This window comes from Alphaproteobacteria bacterium (assembly GCA_040216735.1).
GTDB lineage: Bacteria > Pseudomonadota > Alphaproteobacteria > SHVP01 > SHVP01 > CALJDF01.
The window spans coordinates 482,209-506,609 of sequence record JAVJOO010000005.1 but is presented as its reverse complement, the minus strand read 5'-3'; the positions used below and the strand labels follow the sequence as shown (position 1 = coordinate 506,609).

Here is a 24,401-nt window from a genome sequence, read left to right as displayed (position 1 = left end):
CCCGGTTAGTCGCGGAAATTGACGAACTGCAAGGGCAGTTCGATCTTGAGGTCTTTGATCAGCGCAATCGTTGCCTGGAGGTCGTCGCGTTTTTTACCCGACACCCGCAGTTCGTCGCCCTGGATGGCAACCTGGACCTTTAGCTTCGATCCCTTGGCGGCTTTGATGATCTTCTGGGCAACCTCGCGGTCGATTCCCTGCTTGATCGTGATCGTTTGACGAATCGTATTGCCCGACGCCTTCTCCGGCTTGCCGAAATCGAACGCGCCGCCGTCGATTTTCCGGCGCGATAGGTAGCCGCGGATCAGTTCGTTGACCTGTTTGAGTTTGAGGTCGTCGTCGGCGGTGACAAGAAGGGTCCCCTCGGTGCGTTCGATCGTGCACTTGCTGCCCTTGAAGTCGAACCGTGTGCCGATCTCGCGCACCGCGCCCTGGACCGCATTGTCGACCTCGGCCAAGTCCGTTTTTGAGACGACATCCATCGATGGCATCGTTCACTCCTGGTTCGTGCGCTTCGCTGTTTGCCAACGTGAAACGCTAGCTATTCAATCGGCGGAGCGCAGTCTAGCCCGCGAAAAAACCAATGTCCCGGAGGGATCTCGGTCCTAGTGCTGGAGGCAATGCTCAGTCCGCTGCGCGCCACAGGATTGGAAACAGCGGGTGGTTGGGTCGTTCGCCGCGGGGCATTGCCGCGAAGGGCGCTTCGGGGTGGCCCGCCTCGCACTCCGGGCGCGGATCCCACACGACGTCGTCGCCGTACCACCAGGTAGCATAGGCAACCCGGCGCTGGGCAGTGGGATTGCCGCGATTGTAGTGCGCCGTCTTCAGATGCATGACCACGACATCCCCCGGTTCCATATCCCAGGCAATGAAGCGCGCCGCCGGATTTCCTCGCTCGGCCTCGAAGTCCGGGCACCAGGGGCGATCGGCCGGGCGCGATAACCGCGCACCGTTCGGCGAGCGCGGCCAATACAGAACATCGGTTTTGTGGCTGCCTGCAAGGATCTCCAGGCTGTTCTCACGAGTCACCGGCGTAAGCGGCGTCCACACGTTTAGAAGCTGATTGCCGAGGATCGCCGTCGCCCCGGCGTCCGTGTGCCAAGTGGTCGGCCACGGACTCCCTGGATCCTTGGCGAAAACGGTATCCCAGTAGAAACCGACTTCGCGTGCGCCCAATAGGTCACCCAGTAAGGCCGGGACCGGCGAGGTGCGAATGAAATCGCGAAAGGCGGCGACGCCGTGCGAAGGGCGGCTGATAATGTTGGCACGGTCACCGACCTCCCGGTGTTCCTCGCCGGGGGGAACAAGTCCACTGGCATAGGGGTCGGCGGCAACCGCATCCCACGTCGCCAACAACGCGGCGATAACGTCGGGCGCGTAAACGCCGCGTAGACAGACCGCACCATCGCGTTCGAAGGTGTCTCGATCCGCTGCCGTCGGACGGGTCTTGGGGTGGATCATCGCAACTCTCCCTCGGGTCATTATACCACAGTGGCGTGCTTGACTCGGGACCGCAGGTCGCCGAGCGTCGCCTCTATGTTGCCCATTTGGATTCTCATTGCCGCGGTCGACGGCGCTGCGTTCGTGGTGATCGGCGCCGCCGGCAGCCATGGCGTGATCGCCGACCCATCGCTGGGTCGTCTGTTCGATACCGCGTCGGACAACCATGCCGTCCATGCCCTGGCCCTCCTAGCGATCGGTTTCGCGGGCGGCCGGTTGAACGGCGCGGCGCGGGGCTTAGTCCATACGGCGGCGGCCGCTTTCTTGATCGGCAGCGGTCTGTTTAGCGGATTGCTCTACTTTCACGCCTTCGCCGGCTCATCGCCGCTCCCTTGGCTGACCCCAATCGGGGGTGCCCTGATGATTCTGGGGTGGCTTGCGCTCGCGGCCGCGGGTGCCGTGACGCTACGCCGGTCGCCTGCAGATTAGCGCCGGAAGCGGTCGCACGGATCCTTCTCATCCACGCGTGGCGTGAACCATACAAAATCGAAGACCCCCGGATCGACGTAGCGCGCGGGGTCTGTCTCACCGCGGACAACCTCGACGAAGGCGACAACTAGGACCGTCCGGCGGGAAAGCTGCCAAGGTACGCCGCGGTCCCGCCGGGCGTGGCCACCGCCGGTGATTGCCACCGGAAAACCTCCGGCGTCGAAAACTTCGCCCATCGCCTTGGCAATGGCGGCATCGCGGGCAACTTGGACGTCGGCCATGCCGCCAAGCGCGGTACGGGGGACGGCGCCGCAGTGCGAGGCTTCCAACTGCTCCAGCAAAGCGGCTTGGTACGCCGCCGGCAATGCTTTGGTGTCCCGGAGCAAATCGGTATCGCCGCCGAGGAGGGTACCTACTTGGGCGCGGGTCAGCGCGGCGCCCCGCATCGTCAGGCCGCGGGCAATGGCGATGTCGGCAATCGGCTGGTATTCGGGCCACGGCGGCCAACCCGCCTCGGCCCAATCCAACGCGGCGCCAAGCCCGTCGCCGCCAATCGCTGTGGCCCGCGCCAGGATCGAATCTTTTGCAGGCGGGATCATTTCCCAGACAACCGCTGCCTTACGACCGTCCGTGCTAAGTCGCGCCAACAGGGCCGCCTGGAGCTGGTGGTGTTCGGCGTTGTCGTGTTTTTCGCCGAGGATAACGGCATCCGCGACCTCCGCGGCGGCAACGATATCGTCGACGGTCGTTAGTTGATTTGTATGGCTGGACCAAATCTCGCCCACGAGGGGATGGTCAAGCAGTACGGTCGCGGGCGCTGCCGTTGACGACGTCACAGCGATCGAGGTGCTAAGGCCGATAGCGGCGAGCAAAACGGTGCTTCTACGAATTCCTTGACGGGTAAATCTAATCATTGAGTCAACCCTTGAGTGCGGTAAGATCGCCGCCCCGCGACCATTTCAGCCATATCACGTGACACTGTATCGGAACCGCCAAGCGGTCCTCGCCACTAAACACCATAAAGAAAAAGCCATTGCCGGTCCGATGCGCGATGTCCTCGGCCTGTCGGTCGTCGTCCCGCCGGGCCTCGACACCGATCTGTTGGGCACGTTCTCCGGTGAGGTGGAGCGTAAAGGCACGCCAAGCGCCGTCGTGGTGGACAAGGCCCGCTTTGGTATGGCGGAAGCGGGCTTGGGCTTGGGCATTGCCAGCGAAGGCAGCTTTCGTCCGCATGCCGAATTGTCCTTTGCCGTCGGGTGCCACGAGCTGATGGCCTTCGTCGACGACGAGGAGGGTCTCGTTGTCGTCGAAGACCTGTTTACCCTGGATACGAACTTTGCCAATGCCAAAGCGCGCACGCCGGGTGACCTAGGCGATTTCCTGAAGCGCGTCGGCTTTCCCGCCCATGCCCTCATTGCGGTTCCCAACGATCGCATTCGCATCGACCATGACGACCGCGTCCGCTTGGTGCTTGAGGAGGTGCCCGAGCAGCAGCTCTACAAGGGCCTCGAGGACAACGCCGCATTGGCGCAAGCAGTCGAACGATGCGCGGCATTGTCCGCCGACGGTCTTGCCCACGTCGAAACCGACATGCGTGCACACCTCAACCCGACGCGCATGCGGACCATTGCCGCACTCGCCGTCCGATTGGCGCGGCGGCTGGCGACAACTTGCCCCGCATGTGGATCGCCGGGCTGGGGAAGGGTCGCGGCGCAATGGGAGCGCGGCGCCGACGGCGGTCTGATCGCGGTGCGCGAGACGATGGGGTGCGCCCGCTGCGCCCACCGTGAGAGCATGTCGGACGTCTCGCCCCCCTCTACGGTGGCACCTTCAAGAAGCGGCTAGGTCGCTCGGATCGGGCGGCTTACTGTCACGCGACCGCAAGGCTTCGCGCCGAACTTTACCGGTCACCGTGCGCGGAATTTCGTCGATAAAGGCGATGGCGCGTGGATACAGATGCCGCGCCAAGCGTGTACGCACATGGTCCTGTAACGCACGGGCTAGCGCCTCCGACTCCACCTCGCCGGGGCGCAGTTCGATAAAGGCTTTGATCGCTTGACCGCGCTCCGCATCGGTGATGCCGACGACACCGGCACCGGCGACGGCCGGATGGGCGAGGAGCGCATCTTCGATCTCGCTCGGTCCGACCCGGTAGCCGGCGGTATTGATGACGTCGTCGTTGCGCCCGACATAGTAGAAATATCCATCCGCGTCGCGCCGCGCGATATCACCGGTCAGGAGCCATTCGCCCGCGAATTTCGCACGGGTCGCCGCGGGATCGTTCCAATATTCCAGAAACATCACGGGGTCGCCGCGCCGAACCGCGACGATCCCGGTGTCCGATACCTCCTGCCCGGATTCGTCGACCAGCGACACGTCGTGGCCCGGCATCGCGCGCCCCATCGAGCCGAGGCGTACCGGCATCACCTGGGCGCTGTTGCCGACGATCATGTTGCATTCGGTCTGGCCGAAGGCTTCGTTCAGGTCGGCGCCGAGAACCTCACGGCCCCAGGCGATGAGCCCTGGCGAGACCGCTTCACCGCCGGTGCCGACGGATAGCAGCGGCAAGTCGCGCGCGCGATCGGGGTTGATCTGGCGCATTTGCAATAACGCCGTCGGTGGAATGAACGCCCGCGTCGGTCGGTGATGTTCCAATAGGCGCCACGCCCACTCGGGATCGAACCGCCGCGCGGCGGCAATGATTGGGATGCGGTGGCGCAGGGAGGCAAACAGGATATTGACCAACCCGGCGACCCACGCCCAATCCTGCGGCGACCAGTGGCGATCATTCGAACCCTCGCGTAGGCCGTAGTGAACGAACCGAAGGCCGGGGTCGTGCCCGATCAGCATCCGGTGGGCGTGACGCGCGCCCTTCGGTGGTCCCGTCGTGCCGGAGGTATAGATGACGAGAGCGTCGTCCTCGGCGTCGGTATCGACCGCGTGAAAGCCGGGTGCCCCGGCGTCCACGAAGGTGTCGAACGATTCGATCCCGCTTTCTTCGGCGCCGACGCACAGGATCGCCCGAAGGTCCAACCCGCGCTCCAACAGGCCGACCGCTTTTGGAAGTTGCTCGGCATCGGTGATCAAAACGCGAACGCCGGCATGGGCGATGCGTTGGGCCAGGGCAGCTTCGGCGAAGGCGGTGAACAGCGGGACCGTAACAAAGCCTGCTTTGAGGATCGCAATATGGGCCACGGCCGTCTCGGGACGCTGTCCGAGCAGTACGGCCACGCGGTCGCCCCGCTGCAAACCTAAAGCCATCAATCCGTTGGCCAAACGATTGCTGCGCTCCCGCAGCCAGCCGTAGGTGATTGTGTGGTCGTGGCCCTCGAAATCCTCCCAGACCATCGCGGTCGCATGAGCATGGCTAGCGGCAATTCGGTCGCAGATGTCGAAGCCGATGTTGTAACGCGTTGGAACCTGCCAGCGATGGGCGGCGTAGACGTCGTGATAACGATCCTGTGTCATGCCAAGATGCTAGCACCCAAGGGGAGGAACCGTCATGACGCACCCGGATGTTGCGCCGTTGGAAACGTCGTTCTTGACGCACTTTGTGATCGAAGCAATGCCCGGTCTGGAGATCGGCAAGACGCCTGGGGGCTGGCGCCGGGTGGATCGCATCCTGCGAGGTCGATTCGCCGGGCCGCGCCTCACCGGCGAGATCGTAACCGGGACCGATCCCGTTCTGGTGATGCGTGACGATTCGGCACGGCTCGATGTGCGGATGGTATTACGGACCGAAGATGAGGCGCTCATTCAAATGACCTACGACGGTATCGTCGCCGGGCCGCGCGAGGTCATGAAACGGATTGGCCGGCGCGAGGTGGTCGACCCGCGCGACTATTATCTGCGAACCGCCGTCGCATTCGAAACCGCCGACTCGCGTTACGACTGGCTAAACACAGCATTGGCCGTCGCAACGGGGCGCTTGTTGGTGTTCCCCGGTGGCGCTTTCGGCGATCACTACAACGTTTATCTCGTGCACTAGGAGGAACCATGGACGATCAACAAGCGCCGCTGCGAACGGAATATTTGATGACTCTCGACATGGAGGCCAAGCCCGGTCTCGAAATCGGCAAGACCCCTCGGGGGTGGCGGCGAATCGACCGGATCGAAAGGGGGACTTTCGAAGGTCCAAAGTTGCGCGGTCGCGTGGTCACCGCGACGGATCACCTGTTGGTTCTGCGCGACGATTCCGCGCGGCCCGATGTGCGGCTGGTCCTTGAGGCGGACGACGGAGTGCTCATCCAGATCGCCTATCAAGGCATCGTGTCGGGTCCGAAGGACGTACTAAAGAAACTGGGACGGCGCGAAGCGGTGCCGGGCGATCGCTATTACATGCGGAGCGCCGTCTTCTTCGAAACTGCCATGGATAACGACTATGCCTGGTTGAACAGCACGATCGCCATCGGGCGCGGCGCTGTTCGAATTCTCGACGGCGGTGCGTTTGGCGTCCGGTACGAACTGTTTCAGGTCCTCTAGGCGCGGGTCTATCGGCCCAAATCGGTCGCCCGATCATCGACCATTTGACTCGGGCAAGGCCGCGACCACAGAATTGGCCGAGGGACGGCGTGGTCTGAGGGAGAGATCGTGCCGACCTATGGGCATGAGCCAATTGGGAGGATGTAATGCTGAGGAGACGCGTACGCAACGTACTGGCCGCCGCAGGGATGGGGCTGGTCGGATTAGGGGCGACGACTGTCGCCCAAGCCGAAGACCTTTTGTATCTTTCGTACAACGTGCCGAATAGCCTGAACGTCGACGGACCGGGCGGGACCTTTCCGCCTTCCTATAGCGGAATGGTTCAGGTCCTCGAACCGCTGGTCTACTTCAAACTGGGTGAGGTCAATGCCGACGGTTTCGCCGCACTTGACACGCACACCTTCGAAGGCAGGCTCGCTGAATCCTGGAGCTTCGACGTTCCGACCCTGACTTGGACGCTGAACTTGCGCCGTGGCGTGAAGGGGTGCAACGGCGCCACCTTCGATGCCGACGATGTCCTTTACACCCTGGCCCGTGCCAAATCGATCAGCGGTACGGCAGCGGTCGGCTACTTCCTCGCGAACGTCGGCTCGATCGATACGTTCGCCCCTTCGTTGTTTGCCGCCCGTGCTGCTGCGAACAAGGCGATCGAAGAAGGCAAGCCGGTGCCGAGTCCCGATCCCCGCGTGCTGGGAGATGAGGTCACCAAGGTCGATCAATACACGGTGAAGATTCGGCAGGATCAGGCCAACGGTCTATTTCTGCCGGTCTTAGCGATCTTCGCGCTCCACATTTACGACAAGGAAACCATGGAGGCGAACGCCACGCCGGAAGACCCTTGGAGCCACAACTATACCAATACCACCAATGGTCCGGGTTTCGGTCCTTGGTGCGTTGGGGAGTGGAAAAAAGAGGACACCATCATCCTCGAGGCCAACCAGGACTATTACCGCGGCAAGCCCCACTACAACCGAGTCGTCTGGAAGAAGATTCCGGAAAGCTCCAACCGCCTGACGATCTTGCGGTCCGGCCAAGCCGACTTCGTCGATTCCTTGGCCCCCCGGGAGTTCGACAGCCTCAAGAAGGTCAAAGGGATCAAAGTCGGCGGCGGGTACCTCAATTCGACGATCATGATGTCGTTGAATTGGGGGCGGCCACCGTTCGACAACGTCAAGGTCCGTAAGGCCGTCGCCCATGCCATCCCTTACAACCAACTCATTGAAAAGGTCTATTTCGGCGCCGCGCGCAAATGGGAAGGCTTAGTGCCGCCGGAGTACCCGGGTTACCACAAGCCGTCGGTGAGCTACGACTACAACCCCGAAAAAGCCAAGCAACTGCTCGCCGAGGCGGGTTACCCGAACGGCGAAGGCCTCGAAAAATTTGCCGAGGAATTTAAGCTCGCCTTCGTCGCCGAGCGCGAGTCCATCATCGGCCCGGTCGCGACGATCATCCAAAGCTCGCTCAAGGCCGTCGGCTTTCCCGTATTGCTCGATCCGTTGCCGCTCCAACAGTACTCGGACCGGCAATTCGTGAAGAAGGATCTCGGCATGGCGTTGAACGACACCAGCCGTCCGTTCGGGATCGACGCGGCGTATTCCGTGATGCTGCAATACGTTTCAGTGTCCAAGGGCGGGCTCAATAACTGGGGGAATTACAGCAACCCCCGCGTTGACGAGCTGGCCTTCGCGTCCAAAGCCGAGCCCGACAAGGCCAAGCGCGACGCGATGCTGAAGGAAATCCAGGACACCATCATGGACGAGCTCGCGCTTGTGCCGGTCTTGGAATACAAGCACGAGTATGCATGGCGTGAAGGCCTCAAGGGTCTCAGTATTCAACCCGAGGCTCAACCGCGCTTCTTCGACCTGAGTAGGTAGCAGACCAACTTGACGAGGGGCGCAAGGCTGTCACGGCGTTGCGCCCCTTTTCTTTGAGTGGGTTATGTACGATCTCCTGATCAAAGGGGCGCAGGTTGTCGATGGGACCGGCGCGCCTGCGGTCGTTGCCGATGTCGCGGTCGCCGATGGTCACATCGCCGAGGTTGGCCGCCTCACCGGCGCGGCCGCGGAAACGATTGACGCACACGGCCTGCTGTTGACCCCAGGCTGGGTCGATATCCACACCCATTATGACGGTCAGGTCACCTGGGACCCGCTTCTGACGCCGTCCATCTGGCATGGGGTCACCACTGTGGTGATGGGGAATTGCGGCGTTGGATTCGCGCCCGCGGCGCCGGACCGGCGCGCCTGGCTCCTCGGGTTGATGGAGGGGGTTGAGGACATTCCCGGCAGCGCCCTGGCGGCGGGGATACGCTGGCAGTGGGAGACCTTCCCCGAATATCTCGATGCGCTGGATGCGATGCCGCGCGCCCTCGACGTCGCGGCGCAAATCGGTCATGGCGCGATTCGCGCCTATGTCATGGGCGACCGCGCCCACGACGAATGGGCGACCGCAGGCGACATCGCCGCCGAGGCGCGTGTGGTGCGCGAAGCGATGGCGGCCGGTGCCGCCGGGCTTAGCACGTCGCGCTCGCTGCTCCACCTCGACATCGACGGTGACCTCGTGCCGGGCACCTTTGCCGCCGAGGACGAACTTCTCGCCCTAGCCCAAGCGCTCGCCGGTGCCGGCCATGGCGTCTTTGAGATGACAGTGCGCGGGATGAGCGGTTTCGATGCCGCCGGTCCGCCCAGTGAAATTCAATGGATGCACCGGATCTCCAAAAGCACGGGGTGTCCGATAACCTTCTTGCTCGGGCAGGCCCACGATTACCCCGAGGTCTGGCGTGCCGTTTTGGATGCCTGCGCGACAGCCGCGGCGGATGGCGCACGTATCTATCCCCAGGTCTTCGGTCGGCCGACCAACTACCTGTTCACGTTGGCGGGAATCCATCCGTTCTTTCGTTATCCGGCCTTTGTCGAAATCGCCGGGAAGTCGCATGGGGAAATCGTACGAACGATGCGCGATCCGGCGTTCAAGGCGCGGCTTTTGGCGCAATCGGATCCTAACGACGATGCGTTCAACAATATTCTCAAGACCGCGTGGGCGGGCAGCTACGACCTGGGCGATCCGTTGGATTACGAACCTGACCCGGCCCATAGCATTGCAGCGCAAGCGAAAGCGGGCGGTCGCGACCCTGCAGACCTTGGCTACGACAAGTTGCTTGCCGACGACGGGCGCGCGGTTTTGTATTTTACCGCCTTCAATTACGCGGATGGCGACTTAGAGACGGTTCGCGAAATGCTCGTCCACCCGCAGGCCGTTTTGGGCGGCGGCGATGCAGGGGCGCATGTGACCTACATATGCGATGCGAGCGTCCCGACCTTCATGCTGACCCACTGGGCTCGCGACCGCACGCGCGGTGCGTCGCTGCCTTTGGAGTGGTTGGTCAAGAAGCAAACGCTGGATAACGCCGCGCTCTATGGATTCAACGATCGCGGCGCGATCAAGCCCGGTCTGCGCGCCGACCTAAACTTGATCGATTTCGACGGTCTGCGGCTGGAGACGCCGTACTTCGTCAACGATTTGCCGGCTGGCGCGATGCGCCTCATGCAAAAGGCGCGGGGCTACGAAGCGACCATCGTTGCAGGTCAGGTCATTCAACGACGCGGACAGGAAACCGAGGCTCGGCCCGGTCGGTTAATTCGCTCGACCCCGGATGGCCCGCGTTACGAGTCACCAACCGGAAAGGCGCCATGAAAGCGATCGTTATTGACGGCCACGGCGGGCCTGAAGCCATGCGGTATGCCGATGTTCCGACACCCGAGGTGGGTCCCGGCGATGTTCTTATCAAGGTCGATACCGTCGGGATCAACCGCTTCGACACCCTGGTGCGTAACGGCAACGTCCCCAACGCATCGGTAACTTTTCCGCACATTTTGGGAGTCGAGGGTGCGGGGACCGTGGCGGAAGTCGGTCCAGGGGTTGCCGGGCTCAAGGCGGGCGACCGGGTCGTCCCTGTGCTCACCGTTTCACTCGGCACGTGCAGCGAGCCAGTCTGCTATTGTATGCAAGGCCACGACAACATTTGCGCCAAGTTCGACAAGCTCGGCCACACTCGGTGGGGCACCTACGCCGAGTATGTCAGGGTCAACCAGTTCAGTCTGCTGCCGTTACCCGCGGAGGTTTCGTTCCTTGACGCAGCGACCTCGCTTGTCGCCTATGCAACTGCGTGGGAGATGGCGCGCAAGGTTAACCTTCGGCCCGAGGATACGGTCCTCATCAACGCCGTCGGCGGCGCGGTGGGGAGTGCGGCGGTCCAAATCGCCCATATGACCGGCTGTCGTATTGTCGCGAGTGCGGGGTCGGACGACAAACTGCGCCGAGCCCAGCAGGACGGCGCCGATGTCGGGGTCAACTATAGGACCCAGGACCTGACCAAGGAAGTCCGCGCGGCCACGGGCGGGCGCGGGGTCGACGTCGTGTTGGAAACTATCGGCGGCGACATCTTGCGCAAGAGCTTGGATGCGCTCGCCTATAACGGCCGGCTGTCGAGCGCGGGCTCGATCGAACCGACCGAAACCCTAATCGATATCCGCCGTCTATTGGTCCGCAGCCAAATCATGCTGACCGGGACTCACTTCACGCCCAAGGAATCGATCAAGCAAGTCCTCAGGTTCCTCGCGCGCGGCGATCTGCGACCGGTCCTGGCCGCCCGTTTTCCCCTCAGCGACGCTCGCAAGGCCCACGAAATGCTCGAAAGCCGGGACTTCTATGGGAACATTGTTCTAGAGGTCTAGGGCCTATTTCGTCGCGCCGAAGATCACCCAGCGGCCTTGGTAGTATTTAGTGCCGGCCCGCAAACTCGGCGCGCGCTCGACAAAGGCTTTATTCTTGGTGAATCCCGCTTCGGCGGCGACGGCGATGTTGTCGAGCGTGTCGAGCTTTGTCTTGAACGGCTCGGCATTGTAGTGCGTCTCCCAGTCGAGAACCGACTGGTTGAATGGATCGACCTCGGTCGACCACTCGGTCTCGGTATGCAGCATCATGCCGCCGGGCCGCAGTAGCCGGAAGCATTCGCGGACGATGTTGCGATAGCCCGCCAACGAGGTTTCGTGACCGAGCAAGTGCGAGACGATTAAATCGAAACTCTCATCGGGGAACGACGTGTGTTCGGCATCCTGTTGTGAAAAATGGATCGGCACGCCAAGTTCTTCGGCCCGGGCATGGCCATAGCGCAAGATACCGGTCCCCACGTCGATCGCCTGAACGTTTGCCTTCGGAAACGCGCGGGCAAAGGGCAGGGTGTTGCCGCCGATCGAACAGCCCATATCCAGAATGTCGCTTGGCGCGAAACCGGGATGCGTCCGCTTGAGCCAGGCGCAGGCCGAGGCGCCCATATCGTCGCTCTGCGGCCCGAGACCGCCGCGCCCGTACAGAAACAGACCGCGGTCGAAAATCGCGCCGGCGGAAACGTCGTCGCCGCCCAAATCCCCGGTGTAGTTGCCTGGCATACAATGGATATCGACCGCCGTGAGGTATCGCGGCGGCTTGACGGTTGGGTCCAGACGGAGCGAGCCACCAGCCTTGCGGGGGGGTCGTTTGCTGCGTGCGGTAATGCCGCTCAACTGGTGCTCGACCGCTTCGCCGACATAGTCGAACAATATCTCCTGGTCGGTTCGCTTGAGCGAACTCCACATCTGATAGAAGGGCTGGCCCAGCAGTGCGCGCCGGGTCTCGGTTCGATTCGGGGCCCGATCGTGCTGACGCTGGAACGCCGGTGCGATCCGTTCCTCGAACAAGCGGCGTGTTCCAGGGAAGACATCCTTGGAAAGATGCGTGGCGAGGTCCACGGCGAACATCTCGCGTGCCTCTTCGTCGTGGTTTTCGTCAACCAGAAGGTTGTGGCGGTACTGCGTTTCCATACGAACCTCTTTCGCGCGCCGATTACATGTCCAGTTCGGCGAGTTGATAGTACTGGTTTAACCGGTCGTAGCGGAGTTGCACGGGCAGGAAGTCTGGCCCGTGGGTCCAGATTTCAAAGCGCGGGATATCGCCGCGGTTGAGCGCCATGCGATGGCACTTGAATGTCCCGGCTGGGACGGTCACGTCCTCCTCGCCTAGATAGTCGAGGTACAACGTCGCCGGTGTCGGTGTAACCGTCGTCGAATTCCCCAGCATCGGACCCGATCCGCCGTTGCCGAGTGGCGAGCACGCCATGCGCGGATAGACCAATTGGCGTTCGCCTTTGCGAGACATGTCGAAAGCAGCGTTGGTCCAGGCGTCGCAAGCGACGGCATGGCTAACGAACAGGGGTGGACGTCCGTCCATGGGCCAGCGCTGGCTGACGCGCCCCCCGTCGATCGAGAACGATTCGCATTCGGCATACGTGTCGGTGAAACGGAACCATCCGGTCCCTTGAAACCGGTCGCCGATCGTCAGGCGGACGAAACAATCCAACGGTAGCCAGTTCTCGTCGACGCTGAAGGTGACGTCGCGCATCAGGTCGTCGTCGTCCATTTCGGTGAGGGCGCGCATGGTGCGGCGCCCGTCCGAATGGACGCTATGGGTGAACCACTCCCGGCCCATGACCCCGACGTCGTCGGTGATGTAGTCGATCCGGCCTCTAATCTTGCGATGCTTCACGGCGTCTGCCTCCCCTAAAAGCGATGTCCGCCGATAGCTTGGAGCGCTCGTCGGAAACTGTCAAAATCGACGTGACCGTTGCAAAGAAATTGTGGGGAGGAACGTGCAGGATTTCGGGGCAGCCTTCGTTTTGGCCTTCGACCTAATCGTCCGGGGCGACGCCGACCTCGCGGAAATCGTGTTTCTTTCCTTGCGCGTGAGCCTCACCGCCGTGGTGATTGCCTGTCTGATCGGATTCCCCTTGGGCGCGCTAACGGCGGTGCTGCGCTTTCCCGGTCGCCAAGCAGTCATCGTGACCATGAGTGCCCTGATGGGGCTACCGCCCGTCGTGGTCGGCCTAATGGTTTATCTGATGCTCTCGAATGCGGGGCCGCTTGGGGTCTTGCAATTGCTCTACACACCGACCGCGATGATTATCGCGCAGTGCGTCCTGGTGACACCGATCGTGGCGGCGCTGACGCGCCAGACCATCGAAGACTTGGCCGGCGAATACGACGAGCAGTTGCGTTCGTTGGGCGTGGGGGCGATGGGACAAGTCGGCACGTTGCTATGGGACGCGCGCTTTAGTCTCCTCACGACCGCCTTGGCGGGTTTTGGCCGCGCGATTGCTGAAGTCGGCGCGGTGATTACGGTCGGCGGCAACATCGATCACGTCACGCGGGTGATGACGACGGCGATCGCTGTGGAAACGTCGAAAGGCAATCTTGGGTTGGCGTTGGCGCTAGGTTTCATTCTCATATTGATCGCCATGATCGTGAACGGGGCGGCGATGACCTTTAGGACGCGGTTGATGAGCCAAGCCTATGGTTGATTTGGCACTCCCCTCGGATCGGACGATCGTCGACCGGCGACCGATCCTGCCCTTGCGCGCAACCGACCTGTCCTACACGACGGCGGCGGGTACTTGGGTCGGTCCGCTCGATCTGACCATCGGCCCCGGCGGGTCAACAGTCATTCTCGGTCCCAACGGCGCCGGCAAGAGTGTTCTGTTGCGGCTTCTTCACGGTCTGTTGGAACCGACGACCGGAAGGGTCGAGTGGCGCGGCGCGCGCGCCGATCGCGATCTGCGCCTACGCCAGGCAATGGTCTTTCAGGACCCGGTGGTTCTCCGCCGATCGGTGGCGGCAAACCTGCGCTATGCGTTGCGTATCCGGGGATACACCGGAGCGGCACTACGCGACCGCGTCGAGGAATGGCTCGGGCGCGCCACGCTGTCCGATTTGGCGCGGCGCCCCGCCGGCGTGCTCTCGGGGGGCGAGAAGCAGCGCTTGGCGATCGCCCGCGCGCTGTGCTGCGCACCCGACGTCGTTTTCCTGGACGAGCCCACCGCCAACTTGGACAACGCCTCGATCATTGCCATCGAGGCATTGCTGCAAGCCGCACGGACCCGCGGAACCAAACTCATTATGGTCACCCATGACCTTGGCCAAGCCCGGCGCATCGCGGAGGATGTCGTCTTCATGGTGGGCGGTAAAATCGTTGAACGCGGGGCAACCCCCGCATTTTTCGATTCGCCCACAACGCTGCAGGCCCAGGCCTTCCTTGAAGGAAAGTTGGTTTTATGAACACGGCATGGCGTTGGTTCGCTGGATTGTTGGTGTGCCTCGGTCTGACGATGGCACACGTCAAAAGTGGTGAAACTGCTGAACGATTCATCGTCGTTCAATCCACGACCTCGACGCAGAATGCCGGCTTGTTTGATTTCATCTTGCCGCGCTTCACGCGTGAAACCGGGATAGAGGTGCGAGTCGTTGCCGTCGGAACCGGTCAGGCACTAAAGAATGCGCGAAACGGGGACGGAGACGTCGTCTTGGTACACTCCCGCGTCGCGGAAGATACCTTCGTAGCCGAAGGCTGGGGCGTCCGGCGCTACGACGTGATGTACAACGATTTCGTTTTGGTCGGGCCGCAGAACGACCCGGCCGGCATCAAGGGAAAAGGCGATGCGGTAGCCGCGCTCCAAGCCATCGCCGCGGCCCAAGTCCCGTTTCTGTCGCGCGGCGATGACTCCGGTACCCACCAAAAAGAACTGTTTCTATGGGCGGAGGCCGGCGTTGATGTCGCCAAGGCGAGCGGTACCTGGTACTGCGAGACTGGTGCGGGGATGGGAGCAACGCTCAACACCGCGACCGGGATGGCGGGCTACACGCTGACAGACCGTGGTACATGGATTGGCTTCGGCAACAAAGGTCGCCAGGCCGTTCTAGTCGAAGGCGACGACCGTCTGTTCAATCCCTATGGCGTTATCTTGGTCAATCCAGCGCGCCATATGCGGGTCCGTGCGGCGGACGGACAACGCTTCATCGATTGGCTGATCGGTTCGCACGGGCAGCAAGCCATCGCCGATTTCAAGGTCGAGGGGCAACAACTGTTCTATCCGGTTCATACCTCCGCCAAACCGAATTCATAACGAGATAATCAATTTCGAATTGCAACCCGTGGGAGACAAGATGACCAAAAGTAAATCTCAAATCGTCCGCGAGGGCTTAAACCACCCGATCATCGATGCCGATGCGCATATGCTCGAAGTCGAACCGGTCTTGATGGATTACGTCAAAGACGTCGGTGGGTCGACGATGGTCAAGCGCTACGTCGACATGCTTGCGGACGGGAAGTTCTGGGGCTGGTATCACGCAACGCCGGAGGAACGGGCCCGCAAGCGGATCAAGCGCGCCCCCTTTTGGATGTTCCCAGCGGGCAATACTCGGGACCGGGCGACAGCGATGTTCCCAGGCCTGTTGCGCTCCCGGCTCGACGAGTTCGGCATCGATTTCTCCTTCGTTTACCCCACGTTGGCGATTCTTTTCGTCGGCCTTGACGACGAAGAGATGCGCCGCGGTGTGGTGCGCGCGATCAATACAATGAACGCGGATTTGTTCGACGAGTATTCCGATCGCTTGGCGCCGGCGGCCGTGATCCCGATGCACACACCCGTGGAAGCGATCGAGGAACTCGACTTTGCAGTCGGCCAACGCGGACTCAAAGCGGCGATGGTCGAAGGCGCTGTCCGGCGCCCGATCCAAGGTGCCATCGGCGGTGACCGCGACCTTGCCTCGGCCGCGGCGTCCTATTGGATTGATCCGCTCGCGCTCGACAGCCCCTACGACTATGACCCGGTCTGGCAGAAATGCATGGACCTAAAGGTCGCGCCGACGATGCACACCAGCACGATGGGTTGGGTCGACCGGACCTCCATTTCCAACGTGACCTTCAATCACATCGGACATTTTGCGGCCGGCAGTCAGGCCTTTTGCAAGGCGCTCGTTCTTGGCGGAGTGACGCGGCGGTTCCCCGATCTGAAGTTCGGCTTCCTCGAATGCGGCGTCGGTTGGGCCGCAAGCCTCTACAACGATCTCATCGAACACTGGGAAAAGCGCAATGTACCCGAACTCAAGCGCCACCTCGATCCGGCCCGGATCGACCGGGAGATGCTGGTGGAGCTCGCCACACAATACGGCGGTCCCAAGGTTCAGACCAAACTAGACGCGCTCAAGACGAGCGACGGCTTCTTCTATGAATGGCCGCCCGAGCGGGAGACTGATCTTGATGATTTTGCGCGCTGCGGCATCGTTAGCGAAAAGGACATCTACGATCTCTTTGTTCCGAACTTCTATTTCGGTTGCGAATCCGACGATCGCATCATGGCGTGGGCCTTCAACCAAAAACTCAACCAGTTCGGCGCCAAGTTCAAAGCCCTAATCGGGTCCGATATCGGACATTTTGACGTCACTGACGCGCGCAAGGTGATTGCCAAGGCCTACAGTCTCGTTGAAGAAGGGTCCCTTACGCTGGCGGACTTCCGCGATTTGACCTTTGTCCATCCCGCTGAAATGCATGCCGGGATGAATCCCGACATCTTCAAGGGGACGGTTGTCGAGGACGCAGTGGCCGCGGCGATGAAGACAAAGGCCGAGGCCTAGGTCACCGAGGCAGACAAAGGTGCGCTCGCGCCGTGGGGTGGGCGTGCGAAAATGCGCCGGACCATCGGGGCGAAGGTTTCGATCGGTTCGGGCGTGAAGTCCGGGTCGAAGGCCATTTGGTCCCACCGCTCGACGAACCGCACCGCACGTTCGTAATAGGGGCTGTCTTTGTACCTGTCGCGGGCGTTGCGGTCCTTACCGATATGGTGGAGGTAGTAGTAGGCTTGAAAGATCGTGTGGTGCTGCAAGACCCAATAATTCTCCTCGGAAATAAAGGGCTGCAACAACTCGGCGATGAAGCGGCCATGGTTCATCGGTGCAACGAAGTGACCAAGATCGTGTAACAAGGCGCAGACGATGGTTTCTTCGTCTTCGCCGTCACGCAGTGCCAGGGTTGCTGTTTGCAGTCCGTGTTCGAAGATGTCGACGGGTAGCGGTCCGCAGTCCTTGTCCTTTAGGGCGGCGAACATTTCCAGCACCCGTTCTCCGGTCAGTTTGTTTTCTTCTTCGAGGTAGGGCTGCAAAATCTCGTGATCGGCCTTCGTCGAGTCGGCGAGGTGCCGGAACGTGAGTTTCTCCATGGTCGTCTCCTGAAGAATAGCTATTGGGCCGCCTGCATCACGTCGTCCACGGTGCGGTGCTTGTTGATCTTCATCGTAACGTGGTCGCCCGACGTGATCTTGTCATGCCGCGGCGGGTTATCGGCATCGGTACAGGTTGGGATGCACTCAATGACGGCGTCGTAGTTGGGTTGATGGAAGAACAGCAGGGAAGTCTTGCTGACATTGGCTTTGTCGCGCGGCGGATTGGCAACGCGGTGCAGCGTCGAGACCCATTGATCGTTGGTCCATTCGGACATCAGGTCGCCCAGGTTGATGGCAAAGGTATCGGGAATCCAGGGCACCGCCGACCAATTGCCGTCCCGGGTTTGAACTTCTAGTCCGCCCACGTCGGTATCTGTCTGGACGATAGTTAGGCTGCCATAGTCGGTGTGCGCGCCGGCCCGGCTCTGGCCAGCTTTCGGGGCGGTGTCTTCCTGGCCCGGGTAGTGGATGACACTGAAGTTGGTGATGTGTCGGTCGATTTTGTCGGCGAACCAATCCTCCTTGAGGCCGAGTGCGACGGCGAAGATCCGCATCAAGTCGCGGGCTAGTCGATCCATTTCGGTGTAATAGGTCTCCCAAACCGCCTGCATCGTCGTGGGCCGCGCCGGCCAGAAGTTGGGCGCGAAATAGCGCGCCCCGGCGGCGCCGAAATGATACGCGTCGTAGGCGTGGTCGAACGGACCCATGGAGAACGATTCCTTCAGGTCCGGCGGGAGCGCTTCATCCAAACTATATGAGAGGCTCTCGGCGCCGTAAGGGGTATAGCCTCGGTACCTGTCTGGGGGCATCTTGAAACGCATTTTCTCCCAGTACGGCAGCTCGAAGTATGCCTTGCTGACGCGGTGCATCTCCGCGATCAGGGCCGGATCCACGCCGTGGCCCTGGATCACCAGGAATCCGATCTTCCGGCACGCGGCGTCGAGCTGCGCGGCAACGCCGCCCTTGTCGCTACCGTCGAGGAAGGGGGCGATGTCGATCAAAGGAACGGTAGACATGGGTGATTACTCCCTAGCGCTGGCAAGCGTTCGCTGTGCCGATTCGTACAGGGGTAGGTCGATCATCAGGCCGTCAACTTTGATAGCGGCGCCGCCGGCGTCCTTGAAGGCTGCAACGACCTTGCGGGCGTTCTCGATCTCCTTCTCGGTCGGGGCGAATCCGGTATGGATTCCCGCAATTTGTTTGGGGTGAATGGCGATTTTGCCGCGATAGCCCAACGCGCGGATCGCGCGAGTTTCGCCGACCAGTCCGTCTTCGTCGTTGATATTCAACCATACCCCGTCGATAGCGATCACCCGGTGCCGCGCGCACGCCGCGGCAATACGGCTGCGGGGGTAGAGAAGGGGATCCCATTCCATCGTGCTGCCGCTTTCCGACGTAAAGTCGGCCGAACCGAACCCGATCGCGCGTAAACGGGGCGAGGCGCCCGCAATGTCATAGGCGTTGTTCAACCCTTCGGTCGTCTCGATCACGGCAATGAGATCGAGGTCGGTTTGATGCGCCAGAAGGCCGTCGACCCATTGGACCTCCGCGGCGGTCGCAACCATGGGGATCAGGATGCCGTCTGGCATCGAGGGGGAATCGATCAGCGCCACCAGGTCGCGCATTCCCGCTGCGGTCTTGGGCGAATTGATGCGCACAAACCGCCGCGCCGCGCCGCTGTAGGGCTGGGCGAGGTAGTCCATCACGGTTTTACGCGCCGCGTCCTTATTCTCGGGCGGCACCGCGTCTTCAAGATCGACCGCGATGAGGTCGGCGCCGCTGGCGGCGGCTTTGTCGAAGCGCTCCGGTTTGTTTCCGGGGACGAACAAGGTGCTGCGGTAGAGATTGGCTGAACGAGCGATGACACCCTCCTTGTGTGGGTCGTTTAGGCTGCAGGATGGTCCGCAGACGCAGGGCGGTCAACGGTTTGGGTAAGTGTTGCGTCGTTTCGGCGTGGTCGAAACAATCGCCGCGCAACCGAGGAGGACGCCGATGCTCGTTATTTTTCAACATGCGTGGGGGCCGAAGACCCTGGAGACCCAAACGCGAGCCCAGATTCGAGCGGCAAAACGCCGCTCGGAGGACGATGGGGCGCCGTTGGTCCTGCTCCCCTTGGCGGACCCGGCGGGCGGGGCCCCCAGCGAAGGTGTCTTCGAACAAAGCCTGGGCGCGGTGGCGCGCAGCGAAGAGATCTACCTCGCCGCAGCGGGGCAGGTCGTCACCGACACGAGCGGGCAGGTGCAGACGGTTGCGTTTCTCTTCGATCCCGACGGCAACAGGTTGCTCCGGACGCCAAAAATCTCACCGGACCTCGTGGATCGTTACAACGATTCAGCGGCAGTCCTGAATACCCCGGCCGATTTCGCGGTGGCCGCCACCCCGCATGGCCAACTCGGGTTTCTCCTCGGCGAGGATGTGTTGTTTCCGCACCTGGTCCGGGCCTTGACCCTCAATGGATGCGAATTGCTGCTCAACCCGGCACGCGAGTTGAGCGACGATCGCTTTGAGATGCGGCAGATCGTGCGTCGGGCGCGGCCCTACGAAAACCGTCTCTATCTAGCCTGTGCGTCGCCCAGCACGGTGACGCTTGAGGATACCGAAATCGCACTCCCGCCGGCCACGGCGTTGAACGATTGGATCGGCAATACCGTGAGCGCGAAGGGCAATGAGAGTTTCATCGTCTGCAATCCGGACATCGACCGCCTGCGCCGCTTGCGCCAAGCGCCCGGCCCGAACTTCCCGGCAATCTTGCGCACCCAACTCTACGCGCCGGAGTACCGAACCGACGGTCGCAACGTTGTCGAATCGCCCGCCACCCGTGCCGCGTGGAAAGAAGAGGGCCAACGCCGCGTCGCCGCTGTCGCCCGCACGCCAACAAAGGATGAACGCCTCAACTACGGAGTGATTCTCGGCCAGCACGTGGTGCGCATCGTTCGCCGGGCCGATCTTGCCGCGGAAACCAAGATGCGCAATGTCGAAGAGGCGATCGAACTCGTCCAGTTCCGGGTCGAGCGGACCAAACCCGGCATCGTCGTATTCCCCGAGTTCTTTATTACCGGTGCCCAGGTCAACCGAACGCCCGACGTATGGGCGCAAATCGGCGTGCGGTTCCCGGGGCCGGAAATCGACCGGCTCTGCCAATTCGCCCAGGACATGAAGTGCTATGTCGCAGGCGGGTGCTTCGAAGCCGACGACGACTGGCCGGGGCGCTTTTTCAACACGGCTTTCATTATCGACGATTCCGGCACGGTCATTCACCGCTACCGGAAGATTCAATGCGCCGACGTGCTGGGGACACTCCCGGATACGACGCCGGGGAGCATCTTTACGCGTTACGTCGACAAATACGGCTACGATCATCTGTTCCCGGTCGTGAACACGCCGCTTGGGTGTCTAGGTACCGTCGTGTGTTTCGACATGAACTTTCCTGAAACGGCCCGGGCGCTGGTCAAACGGGGCGCGGAGGTGATTCTTCACCCGACGTCCGAACCGCACGGCGGCGGCCGCGCGGCGTGGGAGATGGGGCGGCGCAGCCGGGCCTTCGAAAACACGGCCTACGTCGTGTCGGCGGCGATGGGCGGGGAGTACTTGAACCACACTGACACTGTGCCCAACCTCTATTCGCGCGGCCACGCGAAGATCGTGAACTACGACGGTGGGGTGCAGGTGGTTGCCGACGGCCCCGGTCGGGTCGCGCTCGAGGGGCGGGTAGATTTGCGGGCATTGCGCAAGGCTCGCGCCAATCCGTTTGCCAATCTTGCGGCGTGGGACGAGCCGGCGGTTTACGGCCACGTCTATGCCGCTCGCCAGGGGTTGCCGAACGATCTATGGGCGGACGACGGCGCCGAGTTTCCTTACCGCGGTATGAAGCCGACGATGGAGGTCGTCCGGAGATATACCGCCGACGGCGTTTTTGTTGCACCGGAGGCGGCCTAGCGCGGTGCAACCGGAAACATCTTGGGCGCGCCGGGAATGTCGACGTCGTTCCAATGGGGGTTCACGGTGAACTCGTGCGCGCCGCATTTGGTGCAGACGAGTTTTTTTGCGACCTTCGGGATCGGAAAGTCGGGGCCAAGTCTGTCAATCAGCAGCCCTGGCGCGATCGTGCCATGGTGGTCGCAGCGAATGCACCAGACAAAGAGGCGCATTCGTTCTTCGACAAGCCACGATAGGGGGACCATGGACACTCCAACGGCGATGGCATCGGTCCCACTTATCAAGACCCCATCCCATCGTCTGCTTGCACGGTGCGATCTTTTCGATAGCGGATCCGGGCTAACCGCCTACTGTGGCGGGCTGGCTGTTCGCCGGTTTCCCGCCATGGCCCCGTCCACGGCCCCTATCGCTCAAAGGATTTGATTGCGTGTTGCTTCTGCTGGCAGGCCTGAGTGCGATCGGTTGGATCGGTGGCGTCATGTACACGCCAGCGATTCCGCAATTGGCGCGCGACCTTGGTACCGATGCCTCCTCGGCACAGTTCACGCTCACGGTGTTTCTTGCGGTGTTCGCGGTGTCCCAGTTGATCTATGGGCCGTTGTCCGATCGCTACGGCCGGCGGTGGGTATTGATCGGCAGCTTGGCGATCTACGGGCTCGGGTCGATTGCCGTAGCGCTGGCACCCACCATCGAATGGATGACCTTGGCCCGGATACCCCAGGCTTTCGGTGCAGTGGGCGGAACAATTCTGGCACGAGCTATCGCGCGCGATGTATGGGCGTTTCCCCATGTCCGCAAGCCGATGGCGTTGATCAACAGCGGCGCAACACTCGCGCCGCTGCTCTCGCTGGTTGCAGGCGGCTTTGTGGCCAATGCGCTGGGCTGGCAGGGTATTTTTTGGACGACTGCGGTGATCGCCTTTATTTTTCTGGGCATCGCCATCGTCTTTCTGCCGGAAACGCACAAGGTACGCGATGCTGCGGCGTACGGGGGCGTCCGCATGCTCACGAACTACGGCCGTCTGTTGCGCTCGCCGCTGTTCATGAGTTACGCCCTGTCCCAAGCGCTTCTAAGCGGCGGAATCTTCGGTTTTATGACAGGCGGACCGTTTGTCGTGATCGAGACCCTTGGCGTTAGCAGCGGACTCTACGGTGTCCTCACGGCCTTGCTTCCAGCAGGGTTCATGATCGGCAACCTAATCTCCAGCCGGATTTCGAGCCGGGTATCGATTCACCCGATGGTTATCGTCGGATGTTCGCTTGCTGCGGGTGCTGCAAGTCTGTCGTTTGTCATTGTCCTATCCGGCCAACTGAACATCGCGATTCTCTATCCGCTGATGATGGTCTACACGGTGGGCGTCGGGATCAACATCCCCAACGCGATGGCCGGCGCGATCGAGGTGGACCCAAAGATCGCGGGAACCGGCGCGGCGTTGCTGGGGGCGGTCTCGTTCAGTTTCATGACACTGTCGAGTTTCTTCGTGGGAAGTCTCGAAGGCGGCGACGGACTGGGGATGACGGGAATGCTGGCGGCGCTCTCGATCCCGGGCCTCGGGTTCGGGATTCTAACCGTCGTTCTGACGAAACGCGGCTAACCTTCGTGGCGAAACTCTCAGCGTATCCGTGCGGCGAGGCGGCCGGTTACGCCGTGTCGTTCGGGTTCAATGAGGGCTGCGGCATCGCAAGCGCCCCCTCCTTGATGTGGATATCCCTTTGCGGATAGGGAATTTCGATCCCCTCTGCATGGAACTTGTCCCAAATCCTTAAGAACAGATCGCTCCGCACGTTGACGGTGCCGTTCATCGGATCGTTAATCCAGTAACTCACCAACAGGTTCACCGAATTGTCGCCGAACCCTTGAACAAAACACTTCGGTTTCGGTGTCTCTAGGATGCGTTCGACCTCGTCCGCCGCTTCGAGGCAAAGTGTGATGGCTTGGCGTAGGTCGGAATTGTAATGAATGCCGACCTCGGCAGATTGTCGAACCATCTGGTCGCTGAACGACCAGTTAACGACACGCTGGGTAATCAGCTCTTCGTTGGGGATCAAGTATTCGTGGGCGTCCGGTGTGACAACGGCAACATACCGCGCCCCGAGCGACATAACCCGACCGTAGGTCGTCCCAATTTCGATGACGTCGCCAGGTTTGATCGATTTGTCGAGCAGGATGATGATCCCGCTGATGAAGTTCGCGAACACCTTTTGCAAACCAAAGCCGATGCCGACGCCAAGTGCACCGGTAAAGACCGCAAAGGCCGTCAGGTCGATGCCAACGCTACTGATCCCCGCAACGATGGCCACAATGATGAGCGCGATCTTGGAGAGATTGATCAGGAGGACTTGGACGGAAGGGGTGAGATCGCTGACCGATCGAATGCGGCGCTCAAGCGCGCTCGAAACGACAACCGCCAGCCACAACAGCAGGCTGAGGACGGTGATGCCTTTGATGATCGTCAAAGCCGAAATCCTGAGCGATCCCAGTTCGAAGGACGCAGCATCGAGCGTGCTGATTGTCACGTCCAAAAGGCCGACGATGTTGAGCGCGGCGACGGTCCATGCGAGGAAGGAAACCGAGCGGGTGAGGGTGGTATCGCCCGCGATTCCGGAGACAAAACGGATCAGGACCCAAGCACTGAAAAGGCTGGCGGCGACCCCGATCACGCGACTGGGCAGATCCAGGCTGTTAGCGATGCCAACGGCAAGCCAAAGCAGCGCAATGGCAAGGATCGGGAATGCCAGACTCAGCAACGTGCCGATAACGCGGCGCACTGGCCCCTCCGAAGTAGCATCGCCGATTAACCGATTGGCGATGCGTCGAAGGGGAATACGGATCGTCGCGGCGACGGCGATCAACGCCAACGCGGCAGCAAACTGGACAAGGGTCGGTGGCACCAAAAGATGAACGACTAGCCAATCGCCAAGACGGTCGATCAAATTCCAAACGCGCTGGACGTCGAAGGCACCGATCATCG

At 61.6% G+C, this 24,401-nt stretch carries 24 protein-coding genes; 13 read left to right on the top strand and 11 right to left on the bottom strand.

Annotated elements, in window-relative coordinates:
• Positions 1-5: 5 nt before the first annotated feature.
• Together RID42_15775 and RID42_15770 are read right to left on the bottom strand one after the other, a co-directional pair.
• Positions 6-491, bottom strand: a complete 486-nt coding sequence (locus tag RID42_15775; protein MEQ8249139.1) for a YajQ family cyclic di-GMP-binding protein — start codon at positions 489-491, stop codon at positions 6-8.
• Between the two features lie 133 nt (positions 492-624).
• Positions 625-1,461, bottom strand: a complete 837-nt coding sequence (locus RID42_15770; GenBank protein MEQ8249138.1) for a phytanoyl-CoA dioxygenase family protein — start codon at positions 1,459-1,461, stop codon at positions 625-627.
• 75 nt (positions 1,462-1,536) lie between these two features.
• Between RID42_15770 and RID42_15765 the strand changes: the two genes are divergently transcribed.
• Complete coding sequence (locus RID42_15765) at positions 1,537-1,929, top strand: DUF423 domain-containing protein (protein ID MEQ8249137.1); 393 nt, start codon at positions 1,537-1,539, stop codon at positions 1,927-1,929.
• On the opposite strand, the gene RID42_15760 is transcribed toward RID42_15765, so the two are convergent.
• On the bottom strand, positions 1,926-2,843 hold the full coding sequence (locus RID42_15760; protein MEQ8249136.1) for a ChaN family lipoprotein: 918 nt from the start codon (positions 2,841-2,843) through the stop codon (positions 1,926-1,928). The genes RID42_15765 and RID42_15760 overlap by 4 nt on opposite strands.
• 58 nt (positions 2,844-2,901) lie before the next feature.
• On the opposite strand from RID42_15760, the gene RID42_15755 reads away from it, so the two are divergent.
• A complete protein-coding gene (locus tag RID42_15755) occupies positions 2,902-3,774 on the top strand; it encodes a hypothetical protein (protein MEQ8249135.1) in 873 nt (290 codons plus the stop codon).
• Here the strand turns inward: RID42_15755 and RID42_15750 are convergent.
• The gene (locus RID42_15750) at positions 3,760-5,397 is read right to left on the bottom strand and encodes an AMP-binding protein (GenBank protein ID MEQ8249134.1); all 1,638 of its coding nucleotides are present in this window, start codon (positions 5,395-5,397) and stop codon (positions 3,760-3,762) included. The genes RID42_15755 and RID42_15750 overlap by 15 nt on opposite strands.
• A 34-nt stretch (positions 5,398-5,431) precedes the next feature.
• On the opposite strand from RID42_15750, the gene RID42_15745 reads away from it, so the two are divergent.
• The 5 genes from RID42_15745 to RID42_15725 all read left to right on the top strand — a co-directional run bounded on the left by RID42_15745 (position 5,432) and on the right by RID42_15725 (position 11,144).
• Entirely contained in the window at positions 5,432-5,917 is a 486-nt protein-coding gene (locus RID42_15745) for a DUF3237 domain-containing protein (GenBank protein ID MEQ8249133.1), read from the top strand.
• An 8-nt stretch (positions 5,918-5,925) separates the two neighbouring features.
• Entirely contained in the window at positions 5,926-6,411 is a 486-nt protein-coding gene (locus RID42_15740) for a DUF3237 domain-containing protein (protein ID MEQ8249132.1), read from the top strand.
• Positions 6,412-6,557: 146 nt separating this feature from the next.
• Positions 6,558-8,285: an ABC transporter substrate-binding protein gene (locus RID42_15735; GenBank protein ID MEQ8249131.1), complete on the top strand. Its 1,728-nt coding sequence runs from the start codon at positions 6,558-6,560 to the stop codon at positions 8,283-8,285.
• Between the two features lie 64 nt (positions 8,286-8,349).
• Positions 8,350-10,104: an amidohydrolase family protein gene (locus RID42_15730; protein ID MEQ8249130.1), complete on the top strand. Its 1,755-nt coding sequence runs from the start codon at positions 8,350-8,352 to the stop codon at positions 10,102-10,104.
• Positions 10,101-11,144, top strand: a complete 1,044-nt coding sequence (locus RID42_15725; GenBank protein ID MEQ8249129.1) for a zinc-binding dehydrogenase — start codon at positions 10,101-10,103, stop codon at positions 11,142-11,144. The genes RID42_15730 and RID42_15725 overlap by 4 nt, the downstream gene beginning before the upstream one ends.
• A 3-nt stretch (positions 11,145-11,147) precedes the next feature.
• On the opposite strand, the gene RID42_15720 is transcribed toward RID42_15725, so the two are convergent.
• Together RID42_15720 and RID42_15715 are read right to left on the bottom strand one after the other, a co-directional pair.
• Positions 11,148-12,269 (bottom strand): class I SAM-dependent methyltransferase, encoded by a 1,122-nt coding sequence (locus RID42_15720; protein ID MEQ8249128.1) that lies wholly within the window; start codon positions 12,267-12,269, stop codon positions 11,148-11,150.
• A 22-nt stretch (positions 12,270-12,291) separates the two neighbouring features.
• The gene (locus tag RID42_15715) at positions 12,292-12,990 is read right to left on the bottom strand and encodes a hypothetical protein (protein ID MEQ8249127.1); all 699 of its coding nucleotides are present in this window, start codon (positions 12,988-12,990) and stop codon (positions 12,292-12,294) included.
• 103 nt (positions 12,991-13,093) lie between these two features.
• On the opposite strand from RID42_15715, the gene RID42_15710 reads away from it, so the two are divergent.
• Genes RID42_15710 through RID42_15695 form a run of 4 tightly spaced genes read left to right on the top strand, consistent with a single transcriptional unit; the run spans position 13,094 to position 16,910 of the window.
• Complete coding sequence (locus tag RID42_15710; protein ID MEQ8249126.1) at positions 13,094-13,801, top strand: ABC transporter permease; 708 nt, start codon at positions 13,094-13,096, stop codon at positions 13,799-13,801.
• Positions 13,794-14,555, top strand: a complete 762-nt coding sequence (locus RID42_15705) for an ATP-binding cassette domain-containing protein (protein ID MEQ8249125.1) — start codon at positions 13,794-13,796, stop codon at positions 14,553-14,555. Before RID42_15710 ends, RID42_15705 begins: the two co-directional genes overlap by 8 nt.
• A gap of 50 nt (positions 14,556-14,605) precedes the next feature.
• Entirely contained in the window at positions 14,606-15,400 is a 795-nt protein-coding gene (locus RID42_15700) for a substrate-binding domain-containing protein (GenBank protein MEQ8249124.1), read from the top strand.
• A 40-nt stretch (positions 15,401-15,440) separates the two neighbouring features.
• On the top strand, positions 15,441-16,910 hold the full coding sequence (locus RID42_15695; protein ID MEQ8249123.1) for an amidohydrolase family protein: 1,470 nt from the start codon (positions 15,441-15,443) through the stop codon (positions 16,908-16,910).
• On the opposite strand, the gene RID42_15690 is transcribed toward RID42_15695, so the two are convergent.
• From RID42_15690 to RID42_15680, 3 genes are read right to left on the bottom strand one after another with little or no spacing between them, the layout of a single operon-like run.
• Entirely contained in the window at positions 16,907-17,491 is a 585-nt protein-coding gene (locus RID42_15690) for an HD domain-containing protein (protein MEQ8249122.1), read from the bottom strand. The genes RID42_15695 and RID42_15690 overlap by 4 nt on opposite strands.
• 20 nt (positions 17,492-17,511) lie before the next feature.
• Positions 17,512-18,510, bottom strand: a complete 999-nt coding sequence (locus RID42_15685; GenBank protein MEQ8249121.1) for a 2-oxoglutarate and iron-dependent oxygenase domain-containing protein — start codon at positions 18,508-18,510, stop codon at positions 17,512-17,514.
• A 6-nt stretch (positions 18,511-18,516) separates the two neighbouring features.
• Positions 18,517-19,323 (bottom strand): CoA ester lyase, encoded by an 807-nt coding sequence (locus RID42_15680; GenBank protein ID MEQ8249120.1) that lies wholly within the window; start codon positions 19,321-19,323, stop codon positions 18,517-18,519.
• A 163-nt stretch (positions 19,324-19,486) separates the two neighbouring features.
• On the opposite strand from RID42_15680, the gene RID42_15675 reads away from it, so the two are divergent.
• The gene (locus tag RID42_15675; protein ID MEQ8249119.1) at positions 19,487-21,430 is read left to right on the top strand and encodes a nitrilase-related carbon-nitrogen hydrolase; all 1,944 of its coding nucleotides are present in this window, start codon (positions 19,487-19,489) and stop codon (positions 21,428-21,430) included.
• Here RID42_15675 and RID42_15670 read toward each other — a convergent pair.
• A complete protein-coding gene (locus RID42_15670; protein ID MEQ8249118.1) occupies positions 21,427-21,675 on the bottom strand; it encodes a hypothetical protein in 249 nt (82 codons plus the stop codon). The two genes, RID42_15675 and RID42_15670, sit on opposite strands and share 4 nt — an antisense overlap.
• A 182-nt stretch (positions 21,676-21,857) precedes the next feature.
• Here RID42_15670 and RID42_15665 point away from each other — a divergent pair, with 182 nt between their 5' ends.
• The gene (locus RID42_15665) at positions 21,858-23,024 is read left to right on the top strand and encodes a multidrug effflux MFS transporter (GenBank protein MEQ8249117.1); all 1,167 of its coding nucleotides are present in this window, start codon (positions 21,858-21,860) and stop codon (positions 23,022-23,024) included.
• A 46-nt stretch (positions 23,025-23,070) separates the two neighbouring features.
• Here the strand turns inward: RID42_15665 and RID42_15660 are convergent, their stop codons facing one another.
• Entirely contained in the window at positions 23,071-24,399 is a 1,329-nt protein-coding gene (locus RID42_15660) for a mechanosensitive ion channel (protein MEQ8249116.1), read from the bottom strand.
• Positions 24,400-24,401 lie beyond the last annotated feature (2 nt).